Annotated in this window: 13 protein-coding genes; 10 read left to right on the top strand and 3 right to left on the bottom strand. The window is 75.2% G+C overall.

From position 1 onward, the window contains the following. Positions 1-47: 47 nt before the first annotated feature. Positions 48-887 (bottom strand): pyrimidine reductase family protein, encoded by an 840-nt coding sequence (locus tag ACZ4W9_RS21735; protein WP_467938194.1) that lies wholly within the window; start codon positions 885-887, stop codon positions 48-50. A gap of 36 nt (positions 888-923) precedes the next feature. Between ACZ4W9_RS21735 and zapE the strand changes: the two genes are divergently transcribed. The 8 genes from zapE (at position 924) to ACZ4W9_RS21695 (ending at position 8,674) form a co-directional block, all read left to right on the top strand. Continuing rightward, the gene (zapE, locus tag ACZ4W9_RS21730; protein ID WP_467938192.1) at positions 924-2,027 is read left to right on the top strand and encodes a cell division protein ZapE; all 1,104 of its coding nucleotides are present in this window, start codon (positions 924-926) and stop codon (positions 2,025-2,027) included. Between the two features lie 200 nt (positions 2,028-2,227). Then, positions 2,228-2,623 (top strand): hypothetical protein, encoded by a 396-nt coding sequence (locus ACZ4W9_RS21725; protein ID WP_467938190.1) that lies wholly within the window; start codon positions 2,228-2,230, stop codon positions 2,621-2,623. Positions 2,624-2,707: 84 nt separating this feature from the next. Beyond that, positions 2,708-3,286, top strand: coding sequence for a carbonic anhydrase (locus tag ACZ4W9_RS21720; protein ID WP_467938187.1), 579 nt, complete (start codon positions 2,708-2,710; stop codon positions 3,284-3,286). Positions 3,287-3,294: 8 nt separating this feature from the next. Beyond that, positions 3,295-4,773, top strand: a complete 1,479-nt coding sequence (locus tag ACZ4W9_RS21715; RefSeq protein ID WP_467938185.1) for a SulP family inorganic anion transporter — start codon at positions 3,295-3,297, stop codon at positions 4,771-4,773. Between the two features lie 105 nt (positions 4,774-4,878). Continuing rightward, entirely contained in the window at positions 4,879-5,904 is a 1,026-nt protein-coding gene (locus ACZ4W9_RS21710) for a slipin family protein (protein ID WP_467938183.1), read from the top strand. Positions 5,905-6,010: 106 nt separating this feature from the next. Further along, positions 6,011-7,534 carry an FAD-dependent oxidoreductase gene (locus ACZ4W9_RS21705; protein WP_467938181.1) on the top strand — a complete coding sequence of 508 codons (1,524 nt, stop codon included), beginning with the start codon at positions 6,011-6,013 and terminating at the stop codon, positions 7,532-7,534. Between the two features lie 93 nt (positions 7,535-7,627). Beyond that, positions 7,628-8,473 carry a polysaccharide deacetylase family protein gene (locus ACZ4W9_RS21700; protein WP_467938179.1) on the top strand — a complete coding sequence of 282 codons (846 nt, stop codon included), beginning with the start codon at positions 7,628-7,630 and terminating at the stop codon, positions 8,471-8,473. A gap of 18 nt (positions 8,474-8,491) precedes the next feature. Further along, positions 8,492-8,674, top strand: a complete 183-nt coding sequence (locus tag ACZ4W9_RS21695) for a hypothetical protein (protein ID WP_467938177.1) — start codon at positions 8,492-8,494, stop codon at positions 8,672-8,674. On the opposite strand, the gene ACZ4W9_RS21690 is transcribed toward ACZ4W9_RS21695, so the two are convergent. Together ACZ4W9_RS21690 and ACZ4W9_RS21685 are read right to left on the bottom strand one after the other, a co-directional pair. Beyond that, positions 8,666-9,337 carry an ABC transporter gene (locus ACZ4W9_RS21690; RefSeq protein ID WP_467938175.1) on the bottom strand — a complete coding sequence of 224 codons (672 nt, stop codon included), beginning with the start codon at positions 9,335-9,337 and terminating at the stop codon, positions 8,666-8,668. The genes ACZ4W9_RS21695 and ACZ4W9_RS21690 overlap by 9 nt on opposite strands. Next, positions 9,334-10,218 carry an ABC transporter ATP-binding protein gene (locus tag ACZ4W9_RS21685; RefSeq protein WP_467938173.1) on the bottom strand — a complete coding sequence of 295 codons (885 nt, stop codon included), beginning with the start codon at positions 10,216-10,218 and terminating at the stop codon, positions 9,334-9,336. The genes ACZ4W9_RS21690 and ACZ4W9_RS21685 overlap by 4 nt, the downstream gene beginning before the upstream one ends. A 117-nt stretch (positions 10,219-10,335) precedes the next feature. Here ACZ4W9_RS21685 and ACZ4W9_RS21680 point away from each other — a divergent pair, with 117 nt between their 5' ends. Together ACZ4W9_RS21680 and ACZ4W9_RS21675 are read left to right on the top strand one after the other, a co-directional pair. Beyond that, positions 10,336-11,061, top strand: coding sequence for an aminoacyl-tRNA hydrolase (locus ACZ4W9_RS21680; protein ID WP_467938171.1), 726 nt, complete (start codon positions 10,336-10,338; stop codon positions 11,059-11,061). A gap of 142 nt (positions 11,062-11,203) precedes the next feature. Continuing rightward, positions 11,204-12,616 carry an MbnB/TglH/ChrH family RiPP precursor modification enzyme gene (locus ACZ4W9_RS21675; protein WP_467938169.1) on the top strand — a complete coding sequence of 471 codons (1,413 nt, stop codon included), beginning with the start codon at positions 11,204-11,206 and terminating at the stop codon, positions 12,614-12,616. Positions 12,617-12,699: the final 83 nt, after the last annotated feature.

Genomic DNA, 12,699 nt, shown 5'->3' with positions numbered 1-12,699 from the left:
TAAGTCTGCCCTCCGGAAGCGAACCGGAACGGCTGATTCCGCTGATTTCAAGGCCGACGGTAGCGCGTGAAGAGGAAACCGTCCTCCTCCAGCAGGGAGGCGAGTGCGAACCGGTGCGGAACGGCGACCGACGGTCCTCCGGCGATGCGCTGCGCACCCCCCGCCGTCAGCGTCGGCGAGACGGTCAGGCACAGCTCGTCCAGCACCTGCGCGGCGATCAGCTGCCCGAGCAGCCGGGGGCCGCCCTCGGTGAGCAGCCGGGTGTGCCCGAGGCCGGCCAGGGCCTCGACGGCGCGGGCGGGATCCACGCCCGCGCCCTCGCCGGCGACCAGCACCCGGGCCCCGGCCTTCTCGGCGGCGGCGACCCGGCCGGGGGCGGCGGCCGCCCCGGTGAGGATCAGCGTCGGGACGAGGGGCGAGGTGAACAGGGGCAGGGTGAGGTCCAGGTCCAGGCTCGCGGTGACGATCGCGATCGCCGGAACCGGCCCCTGTCCGGCGGCCGCGCGGGCCCCGGCGAACTCGGCGCGCACCCTGGCGGGGCGGTACCCCTCCTGCCGGACCGTTTCCGCACCGACCAGCACGACGTCCGCGAGCGCCCGCAGCGTGCCGAAGATCCGCATGTCGGCGGCGCTGGAGAGGGGCTCGGAGTGGCCGTCGTGCTGGGCGGCGCCGTCGAGGGAGGAGACCATGTTGGCCCGCAGCCACGGCCGCGGGGCGCCCGGCGCCGGGTCCGGGTAGGCGTAGGCGGCGGCCAGTTCGGCGAGGCTCCACTCCCGGTCCGCGGCGGGGCCGGCCGCCCCCCCGACGGCGGCGCGGGCCGCGGCGTCCGGCGCTCCTGTGGGGTCCTGGGCTGCTGTTTCTTCGGTCACAGGGAAGAGGCGTCGCATCCGTGCAGTGTGACACGGCGCTTAGCATGGATAACCGTGTCCTCCTCCAGCACCACCCCCGGTTCCGGCCCCCTGACCGACGCGGGCCCCCTGTCCCTGTGCGCCCGCGAGCCGCACGTGCCCGCGGACCGGCTGGTGGCCGAGATGGTGCCGCCGCCGCGCTTCGACTCGGTCCGCTTCGCCACGTACATCCCGGACCCGAACCAGCCCAGCCAGACGGAGGCCGTCAAGGCCCTGGAGGGCTTCGCCGCCTCCCTGGGCGAGCCGCGGGCGTCCGGCGGCGGCCTGCGCGGCTTCTTCGGCTTCGGCCGGGCGAAGGCCCCCAAGGCGCCGGCCGGTCCGCGGGGGGTGTACCTGGACGGCGGTTACGGCGTCGGCAAGACCCATCTGCTGGCCTCGCTGTGGCACGCCGCCCCGGCCGACCCGTCCCGCAAGGCGTTCGGCACCTTCGTGGAGCTGACCAACCTGGTCGGCGCGCTCGGCTTCCAGCAGACGGTGCGCACGCTGTCCGGGCACAGCCTGCTGTGCATCGACGAGTTCGAGCTGGACGACCCCGGTGACACGGTGCTGGTGTCGACGCTGCTCGGCAAGCTGGTCGAGGCGGGCGTGGCGCTCGCCGCCACCTCCAACACGCTGCCCGGCAAGCTGGGCGAGGGTCGCTTCGCCGCCGCCGACTTCCTGCGCGAGATCCAGGGCCTGTCGGCCCACTTCCGCGCGCTGCGCATCGACGGCGAGGATTACCGCCACCGCGGCCTGCCCGAGGCCCCGGCCCCCTTCTCCGACGAGGAGGTCATGAAGACGGCCTTCGCGACCGAGGGTGCCTCGCTGGACGACTTCCCGCGCCTGCTGGAGCACCTGGCCAAGGTGCACCCGAGCCGGTACGGCGCGTTGACCGACGGAGTGCGGGCGGTGTGCCTGACCGGTGTGCGGCCCGTGCCGGACCAGTCGACGGCGCTGCGGCTGGTGGTCCTCGCCGACCGGCTCTACGACCGCGAGGTCCCGGTGCTGGCCTCGGGGCTGCCGTTCGACCGGCTGTTCGGCGAGGAGATGCTGAACGGCGGCTACCGCAAGAAGTACTTCCGCGCGATATCCCGGCTCACCGCGCTGGCCCGGGACGCGAAGGGACTGATCGGCGCCTAGCCGACGCCCTCCAATAACGGATCAACTACTGCGGGTCAAGGGCCACTTCAGGCCATGTGACCCGCAGTTTTTACGCTCTCTGAGCCCGTTAACGTCCAGTTAACCCAGCAAAGGACTTTGCGAGGCTAAGGTGTTTCTTGACCATCCATTGACCAACACTTGGTCTGGACTAGAAACATGAACACGGGGGGAGGGGGCTCATGTTCCGCGTCACAACCGTGCGGAGCCTGCTCACCGTCCTCGGCGTGGTGCTGCTCGCACTCCAGCTCCGCACCGGCACAGGAGTCTTCGCACCCGCGCACACGATCGGTAAGGCGCTGACCGAGGCGCAGACCGGAATCACCTCCTCCATGCAGCCGGCGCGCGCCGGGGCGGACACGATCCGCGCCCCCGGCTCCCCGGAACTGCCCGTGGGCATCCCGCACGCCCGTGACCGGCACCGCGGTCCGGCGGCCGGATGCCCCGGCGAGAGCGCCCCCGTATCCGGCCGGGCGGCCGTCCCGGGCCCGCCCGAACCCTCCGGCGGGCCGCACCACCCCGTCCCCGGAGCCCTCAGAGCCCACACCCCGGCGGCGCTCCAGGTCTTCCGCTGCTGAGGTCCGGGCCGCTCTCCCCCGCCCCCCACAACCGTCGTTCAAGTCCGACGCGCCGGACAGGCGCGCCAGGAGGAACCCACACACATGCAGCCCCTCATCGACAACGCCCGCACCTTCGGACAGCGCCCTGAGGAGTTCGCCAAACTCGCCGAAGGCCAGTCCCCGCAGGTGCTGTTCATCACCTGCTCCGACTCCCGGGTCGTCCCGGCCCTGATCACGGGCGCCCGCCCCGGCGAGCTGTTCGAACTGCGCACCGCCGGCAACATCGTCCCGCCCTACGCCTCCGAGCACCCGACCAGCGAGGCGGCCACCATCGAGTACGCCGTGGAAGTGCTCGGCGTCCGCGACATCGTCGTCTGCGGCCACTCGCACTGCGGTGCCGTCGGCGCCCTGGTGCGCGGCGACGACCTCACCTCCGTACCGGCCGTGCGCGACTGGCTGGCCTCCGCCACCCCGCGCCCGTCCGGCAAGGCCGAGGACCCGGAGGTCGCCGAGGGCGTGCAGAGCCACGCCCTGACCCAGTTGCTGCGGCTGCGCTCGTACCCCTGCATAGAGCGGCGGCTGGCCGAGGGCGAACTGACCCTGCACGCCTGGTACTACGAGGTGCACACCGGCGCCGTACGGACGCACCGCCGGCAGACCGACAGCTTCGAGGCCCTGTGAGTCCGCCGATGACCGACAACCGCACCCTCATTTCCCGTTTCCCCCACCTGAAGGAGGACTTCGCCGCCTCGCTCGTCGTCTTCCTGGTCGCCGTTCCGCTGTGCGTGGGGGTGTCCGTCGCCTCCGGGGCACCGGCCGAACTCGGCCTGGTGACCGGCATCGTGGGCGGCCTCGTCACCGGATTCATGCGCGGCAGCAGCCTTCAGGTGTCGGGCCCGGCGGCCGGCATGACCGTGCTCGTCTACGAGGCGGTCAAGGAGTTCGGTCTGCCGGTGCTCGGCGTGATCGTGCTCGCCTCCGGCGTCCTCCAGGTCGCCATGGGGCTGCTGCGGCTGGGCCGCTACTTCCGCGCCATCTCCGTCTCCGTCGTCGAGGGCATGCTGGCCGGCATCGGCCTGGTGATCATCGCCGGGCAGCTGTACCCGGCGATGGCCACGAAGGCCCCCGACTCCGGTCTGGACAAGATCGGCGAACTGCCCGGCACGCTCGTGGACGCCTTCGGCGACACCGGCGCCCTGTCCTCGCTGGCGGTGGCCGCGGGCACCATCGCGGTGCTGCTGCTGTGGAAGCACGCCCCGGAGAAGGCGCGCACGGTGCCCGGCCCGCTCGCCGCGGTGGGGCTCGCCACCCTGGCCGTGTTCGCGCTGGACCTGCCCGTGGCCACGGTCGAGGTGCAGGGCCTGCTCGGCTCCGTCCAGCCACCGCCGCTGAGCGCCTTCGGCGAACTGGCCGGCGTCGGACTGCTCGGCACGGTCGTCGCGTTCACCCTGATCGCGTCCGCCGAATCCCTGTTCAGCGCGGCGGCCGTGGACCGGCTGCACTCCGGGCCGCGCACCGAGTACAACAAGGAACTCATCGCCCAGGGCACCGGCAACGTGGTGTGCGGGGCACTCGGCGCGCTGCCGATGACCGCGGTGATCGTGCGCAGCGCGGCCAACGTCCAGGCGGGCGCCCGCACGAAGGCCTCCCGGGTGCTGCACGGCGTGTGGCTGCTGCTGTTCGCGGCGCTGCTGCCCGGTGTGCTCGGCTACATCCCGATCCCGGCCCTCGCGGGCATCCTGATCCACGCGGGCGCCAAGCTGATCCCGGTCCGCTCGCTGGGCACGCTGTGGCGCGAGCACCGGGGCGAGGCGGTGGTCCTCGCCGCCACCGCCGTCTCCATCGTCGCGGTCAGCATGTTCGAGGGCGTGCTCATCGGTCTGGCGCTGGCGGTGGTGAAGACCGCCTGGGAGGCCTCGCACGTCAGGCTGGAGGTCGCGGACGAGGGCGCGGACGTCGTCGAGGCCCGTCTGACGGGCAACGCGACCTTCCTGAAGCTGCCGAAGATCCTCGACAGCCTGGAGTCGCTGCCCCAGGACCGTCCGGTCCGGCTCGACCTGTCCGGGCTGCACCACCTGGACCACGCCTGCCGCATGGCGCTGGACAACTGGGCGGCGCGGCACAGCACGGCCGGGACCGATCCGGTGAAGCTGGTCACGGCGGCGTGAGAGCGGGCCCGTAGGGCCGGGACGCCGGAACCTCTCGGCATCCGGGCCCTACGGGCCTATCGTGGCAACAACAGACAAAACCGACCTCTGGGCGAGGAGGTCACCATGGTCGAGGACCTTCTGGTGGCCGTTGTGGCGGCGGGCTCCGCCGGTGTCGTCTACCTGGCGTCGGCGGCCCGGGTGGTCAAGCAGTACGAACGCGGGGTGCTGTTCCGGCTCGGCCGGGTCACCGGGGACGTACGCCCGCCGGGCCTGAACCTGATCATTCCCTTCGTCGACCGGCTGCAGAAGGTCAACATGCAGATCGTGACGCTGCCGGTCCCGGCGCAGGAGGGCATCACCCGCGACAACGTCACCGTCCGGGTGGACGCGGTGGTCTACTTCCGGGTGGTCGACGCGGCGAGCGCCCTGGTGAAGGTCGAGGACTACAAGTTCGCGGTGTCGCAGATGGCGCAGACCTCCCTGCGGTCGATCATCGGCAAGAGCGACCTGGACGATCTGCTGTCCAACCGCGAGAAGCTCAACCAGGGGCTGGAGCTGATGATCGACAGCCCGGCGGTGGGCTGGGGCATCCAGGTCGACCGGGTGGAGATCAAGGACGTGTCCCTGCCGGACACGATGAAGCGGTCGATGGCCCGCCAGGCCGAGGCGGACCGGGAACGCCGGGCCCGGATCATCAACGCCGACGCCGAACTCCAGGCGTCCAGGAAGCTCGCCGAGGCCGCCCAGCAGATGTCCGACACGCCGACCGCGCTCCAGCTTCGGCTGCTGCAGACGGTGATGGCGGTGGCGGCCGAGAAGAACTCCACGCTGGTGCTGCCGATCCCGGTGGAGCTGCTGCACTTCCTGGAGCGCGGCAACCGGCCGGACCCGCCGGACCAGGACCGGGCCCCCGCCCCCGCCCCCGCGGCGGGACACACCGACGGCGGCCCCCGGCGGCGGACCGGCGACGGACCACCGGACGCCGACGACGGCACGCGCGCCGACGAGAGCGGCCCGCGGCCCACCGGGGGCGGAAGGCAGCCCGCCGGCAGCGGCTCGCGGTCCCCCGGCGACGAACCCCACCGCGCGGTCGGCGCACCGCCCCGGCTCCCCGTGACCGGCGCCGCCGGCGGCCCGCAGCCCCGGTGAGGGTCCCGGCGGGAGCCGGACGTCCGCGTGTCCGGGAGAGGACGGTGGCGCCGGGAGCGGCCGGCGCGGCAGACGTGAGCCGGGCCGTCCGGGGTACCCGGCGGGCATGCACGAGCAGCGAAGGCTCACCGATTCGTACTGGCTGCGCACCGCTCCGGGGCCGGACCACCCCGCCCTGGACGCGGATGCCGAGGTGGACGTGGCCGTGGTCGGCGCGGGCATCGCCGGGCTGAGCACCGCCCACGCGCTGGCCCGGGCCGGGCGGCGGGTGGCGGTGCTGGAGGCCGGCCGGGCGGCGGCCGGGGTCACCGGCTACACCACCGCCAAGCTGACCGCGCAGCACACCCTGGTCTACGACCGGCTGCGGCGCACCCGGGGCCCGGACGGAGCCCGGCTGTACGCCCGTTCGCAGTCGGAGGCGATCGAGCACGCGGCGGAGCTGGTGGCGGAGCTGGACATCGACTGCGAGTGGGAGACCCGGGACGCCTACACCTATGTCCGGGACGGATCGCGGGTGGCCGAGGTGCGGGCGGAGGCGGACGCCGCCCGGGAGGCGGGGCTGCCCGCCTCGTTCACCACGGAGACCGGGCTGCCGTTCCCAGTGGCGGGCGCGGTCCGGGTGACGGGGCAGGCGCAGTTCCATCCGGTCAAGTACCTGCGGGCGCTCACCGCCGACCTGCTGCGGCTCGGCGGCCGGGTGTACGAGCACACGCGGGTGACCGGGCTGACGGAGGGCGAGCCGTGCCGGCTGACGACCGCGGCGGGTCCCGTGGTGACCGCCCGGGACGTGGTGATCGCCACCCACTACCCGCTGTTCGACCGGGCCCTACTGTTCACCCGGCTGTCCCCGCGCCGGGAGCTGGTCGTGGCCGGCCCGCTGGGCGACGGCCCGGATCCGGACGGCATGTACATCACCCCGGACGAGAACACCCGCTCGGTGCGCACCGCCCCCTACGGCCCGGACGGGCGGCGGCTGCTCGTGGTCACCGGGGAGCACTTCACCCCCGGCACCGGCGACCCGCAGGCCGGGTTCGACCGGCTCGCCGCCTGGGCGCGGACACACTTCCCCGGGGTGACCCTGGAGCACGCCTGGGCCACCCAGGACAACGAGTCCACCGACACCGTCCCGCTGGTCGGCCCGTTCCACCCGGCGGCCCGGCACACCTATGTCGCCACCGGCTTCGGCGGCTGGGGCCTGAGCAACGGGATCATGGCCGGGCTGCTGCTGAAGGCGCTGATCACCGGCCGGGACTGCGTCTGGCGGGAGCTGTACGACCCGCGCCGGCTGAAGTCGGTGGTCCGTGAGGCGCCGTCGCTGCTGAAGACGCAGGCGGAGGTGGCCCGGCACTTCGTCGGCGACCGGCTGAAACCGCCGGGCTCGGTGGCGGACCTGGCACCGGGCGACGGCGCGCTGGTCCGCCACGACGGCGAGCGGCTCGCCGTGCACCGCGACGAGGAGGGCGCCCTGCACGCGGTGTCCGCCCGCTGCACCCATCTCGGCTGCCTGGTCTCCTTCAACCGGGCCGAGCGCGCCTGGGAGTGCCCGTGCCACGGCTCGCGGTTCGCGGTGGACGGCTCGGTGCTCCAGGGACCGGCGGTCAAGCCGCTGGAGCGACGCGAACTGGACTGACCGGCGCGGAGCGGCCCGCCGGACGGGTGAGGGCACCACTCTCCCGGACGCCAATCAAGCATATAAACCGATATTCAGACTTAAATATGTGCGGTGACCCCACTCGTACGTCGTCTCGCCGCCCTCTGTCTCCTGGGCGCCGCGCTCACCGCCTGTGGCACCGCCGGCGGGGGGCGCCCCGCCTCCTCCGTCTCCCCCGCCCCCGGCTCCCCCTCGCCCGCCGGTCCCCCGGCCCTCGCGCCGGGCCCCGGCGGGCTGACCCCGGTCTTCGAGCACGGCCCGCGCACCCGGGGCCGGACGGTCGCGCTCACCTTCGACGCCGACATGACCGCCGACCAGGGGCCCCGTGCGGCCTCCGGCGAGCACTTCGACAACCCGGGCCTGATCCGCGCGCTGCGCGAACTGAAGGTGCCGGCCACGGTGTTCATGACCGGCCGCTGGGCCGAGCAGTACCCGGCCGAGGCCCGCGACCTGGGCCGCGACCCGCGGTTCGAGGTGGCCAACCACTCCTGGAGCCACTACGCCTTCACCGCCGACTGCTACGGCCTGCCCACGGTCGACGCCGGCCGGATGCGGGAGGACGTCGAGCAGGCGTACACCTCCCTGCGCGCGGCCGGCGTATCCCACCCGATGCCGTACTTCCGCTTCCCCGGCGGCTGCTACGACCAGCGGGCGCTGCGTGCGCTCAGCGGGCTCGGGGTGACCGCGGTGCAGTGGGACGTGATCAGCGGCGACGCGTTCGCCACGGACGCCGACGCGGTGACCCGGCAGGTGCTCGACGGCGTGCGGCCGGGCTCGGTGGTCGTCCTGCACTGCACCCGCAGCGCCGCCCCGACCACCGAACGGGTCGTGCGCGCGGTCGTACCGGAGCTGCGCGAGCGCGGCTACCGGTTCGTGAAGGTCTCCGAGCTGATCGCCGAGGCGGGCCCCGGCCGCTGACCGTCCTACGCTGAAGGCATGGACGACGAGGACTACTGCACGATCGCGGACGCGGCCCGGCCCCCGAAGGCCGACGGCCCGCCGTACGCGGACTGTGTGCTGTGCCGGGAGCCGACCGAGTACCCGGAGTCGTACAAGGGCATCACGCTGTGCCCGGTGTGCGAGTGGCAGGAGGCCCAGCGCACCGCCTGCTCAGGGTGACCGGCGGCCGGCGAGCCAGGCCGCGGCGGCACAGGCGGCGGCCGCGAGCAGGGCCGCACCCGCCAGCGGCAGCAGCGGTACCGGCGCCCGGCCGGTCCCCGAGCCGGTGACCAGGCCACTGACGGCGGCCCGCGCCGGGGAGCCGGACGCCACCGCCGCGAGCAGCGTGCCGAGCAGCAGGGCGGGCACCGCGCGCCCGGTGGAGCGCAGCACCGGCGGACCGGTGAGCGCGCCGACGGCCGTGCCGAGCAGGGCGCAGGCGAGCGCGGCCGGCAGCCCGGCGGCCAGCGCCCGCGTCGCCGGGACGCGCACCCGGTGACCGGTGCTCGCGGGATCGCTGATCAGGGTCACCACCACGGTGGCGGCCACGCCCAGCAGTACGGCCGCGAGCAGCGCGGTCAGCAGACAGGCGAGGTGCGCCCGGGCGGGGCCGCGCGCGGCGGCGGCGCAGGCGCGGGCCGCGGGCGGCTCGCCGGTGACGCAGATCCGTGCCAGCCAGGCGGCCACCGGCAGCAGGAAGGCGGCGCTGTACCCGAGCGAGTCGAGGACCGGCTGGCCGCCGCGCACCCCGACGGCCAGGAAGGCGGCGTAGAGGATCACCGGGGGCAGCCAGCGCCGGGAGCGCAGCAGCAGGTCGGCCTGGTAGCGCAGGAGGGCGGTCATGGGCGGCTTCCGGGGTCGGGCGGCGGGGCGCCGGCGGGGCCGACGCGCACCACGTGCCAGGGCGGGCGGGCCGTGAGCAGGGCGCGCAGCACGACGTCGGAGTGGGAGGCGGGGACGGTCAGGCGGTGGCTGCCGCGGGCCCGCTCCTCGACGGCGACGGCGGCCCGTAGCGCCTCCGGGGGCAGCCGCCCGCCGGGCGGCCCCTGGACGACGAGGGCGGTGACCGGCCCGTCGGCCACCGGACCACCGCTTTCGGCACGGCCGCGCAGGGCGCCGCCGGACACGGTGTACGTCGCGTCGGGCGCCCCGGCGAGCCGGCTGGGGTCGTGGTCCACGAACACCACCGCTCCCCCGGCGGCCGTCCGTTCGGCCACCGCCCGGTCCAGCTCGGCCCGGGCCGCCGCGTCCAGCCCGGTCCACGCCTCGTCCAGCACCAGCAGCTCCGGATCGCCGAGCAGGGCCTGGGCGACGGCCACCTTCTGGCTGCCGCCCTTGGACAGCCGCGCCATCGGGGTACCGGCGTACGGGCCCGCGCCGAACCGCTCCAGCCAGGAGCGCGCGGCGCGGGCGGCGGCCTTGCGGCCGAGGCCGTGGAGGGCGCCGAGGTGGGTCAGGTAGCCGGCGGCCGTGAAGGGCAGCGCGGACGGGAACCGCTCGGGCACGTACGCCGTGCGCGGCCGGCCGGTGACGCGGCCCTCGGAGGGCGCGTCGAGCCGGGCGAGCAGCCGCAGCAGGGTGGACTTCCCACCGCCGTTGGCCCCCTCGATCCGGACGAGGGTGCCGGGGGCGACGGCGAGGTCGACCCCGCGCAGCACCCAGGGCCCGCGCACGCCGTAGCGACGGCCCACGGCGGTCAGGCACAGCTCACGGTCACGGTGCATGGAGGCCATTCTGACGCGGCGGCCCGGGCCGCGGTCCCGCTTCTTGGGCCCGGGTGCCGGGCCGTCACGGGACCGCGCCTCGAGGGGCGCGCCGGCGGGTTCGTAGGCTGGGCTCCCGTGAGCCACGATTCCGCCCCCTCCGCCCGTCCGTTCCGCGCCGAGCCCGGCCCCCGTGACGAGGCACCGCAGTACGTGCTGCCCCTCGTCGTACGCATCGAGCGAAGCGCCCCGCCCGCCCGGACCGACGCGTTGGAGACGGCCGCGCGGGCCGTGCTCGTCCTGCTCGCCGACGAGCGTGCGCACGGCGACGGGGAGTGGGCCGAGGCGGTGCGGAACTGGGAGGACGCGCGCATCCGGAAGGTCGTCCGGCGGGCCCGGGGCGCCGAGTGGCGGCGCGCCGAGGCACTCCCCGGGATCACGCTGACCGGCAAGTCGGCGCAGGTGCGGGTGTTCCCGCCCGTCCCGCTGGACGGCTGGCCCAGGGATCTGGCGAAGCTCCAGGTGTCGGGCACCGAGCTGGACGACCCCGAGCCGCCCGTCGCCGCCGGTCCGGCGCAGCCGGTGCTCTGGCTCAACCCGGACCTGGAGATGTCGGCCGGCAAGGCGATGGCGCAGGCCGGGCACGGCGCCCAGCTGGCCTGGTGGGCGCTGTCCGGCGCGGAGCGCGCCGCGTGGCGGGACGCGGGCTTCCCGCTGGCCGTCCGCACGGCCGGCCCCGCCGACTGGGCCCGGCTGACCGCCGCCGGACTGCCCCTGGTCCGCGACGCCGGCTTCACGGAGATCGCCCCCGGCAGCTGCACGGTGGTGGCCGGCCACCCGGCACTGCGCCGCCCCGGCGTCTGACCACCGGCCGGGCCCCGCCCGGGCCGGTGCGCCGGAACCTCAAATGTTGCTCTGAACGCGTCAGGAGCGGGGTTCGCCGCCGCGCGGCGGGGCCATATCCCCCTCGCCCGGCGCACGGGCGCGGGCCGGGAGGGGGAGCACCATGCGGCTGGGGACCGGGATCGGATGGCGGCCGGAGATCGCGGACGCCGTGGAGGCGATGGCGGGCATCGACTGGGTGGAGGTCGTGGCGGAGAACGTCTGCCCCGGCCACCTCCCGCACTCGCTGCTGCGGCTTCGTGAGCGCGGTGTGACGGTGGTGCCGCACGGTGTCTCCCTCGGCCTCGGCGGCGCGGACCGCCCCGACGCGGGCCGGCTGACGGCGCTCGCCGAGCGGGCGCAGGCCCTCGGTTCCCCGCTGGTCACCGAGCACATCGCCTTCGTCCGGGCGGGCGGCCCGCTCACCGCGTCGCCCCGGCTGGAGGCCGGTCATCTGCTGCCGGTCCCGCGCACCCGGGACGCGCTGGACGTGCTGTGCGAGAACGTCCGTATCGCGCAGGAGGCGCTGCCGGTGCCGCTGGCCCTGGAGAACATCGCCGCGCTGTTCTCCTGGCCGGGCGAGGAGCTGACGGAGGGGCAGTTCCTGTCCGAGCTGGTCGAGCGGACCGGGGTGCGGCTGCTGATCGACGTGGCCAACCTGCACACCAATCACGTCAACCGGGGCGAGGACCCGGCCGAGGCGCTGGCCGCGCTGCCGGTGGAGGCGATCGCCTACGTCCATGTCGCGGGCGGTTTCGAGCGCGACGGCGTCTGGCACGACAGCCACGCGCATCCCGTGCCCCGCCCGGTGCTCGGCATCCTGACCGGCCTCGCCGCCCGGGTCGCACCGCCGGGAGTGCTGCTGGAGCGGGACGAGAACTTCCCCGAACCGGCCGAGCTGGAGCGGGAGCTGGCCTCGATCCGGGAGGCGGTGGCGGCCGGACGCGCCCGGGAGCGTGCGGCGGGGACCGCGGCGGTGCGGGGCGCCGTCGGCGGCGGAGCCGGGGGCGGCGGGACCGGGGACGTCGAGGCCGGGGGCGCCGGTCCGGAAGGCGGCGGGACGGCGGGCGGCGGGACCGGGGGCGTCGGGACCGGGGGCGGCGGGACCGGGGGCGTCGGTGTCCTGGCGCGGTCGGCGGCCGGTGTGCGCGAGCGGCTCGGGGTGGCACAGACCGCCGTGCTGTCGTCCCTGGTGGCGGGGACGCCGGTGCCGGAGGGGTTCGACCGGGTGCGGATGGGGGTGCAGGCGCGGGCGCTCGCGGCCAAGCGGGCGGGCGTGGTGGCGAAGGTGGCGCCCGAACTCCCGGTGATCCTCGGGGCGGACTACCGGGAGGCGTTCCTGGAGTACGCCCGCCGCCGTCCGATGCGGGACGGCTACCGCCAGGACGCGCTGGACTTCGCCGGCCACCTGCTGAAACTGGGGCGCCCGGGGGACGCGTGGAGCCGCCGCGCCCTGCGGGAGTGGTGGCTGGACCGCGCGGGCCCGGCCCCCAGGAGGCGGGGGTTCCTGGCACGGGCACTGCGGCGACGGGTCTGAGCCGAGCGCGGCGAGCACCCGGACGGGCGCGTGGCCATGCCCGCTCCGCCGCGACTCGCCGCGCTCGGCTTCGCCGCACCGGC

It is taken from the genome of Streptomyces sp. NPDC029296 (assembly GCF_055569255.1).
The sequence above is the reverse complement of the archived record's forward strand: the minus strand, read 5'-3'. Positions and strand labels throughout refer to the sequence as shown.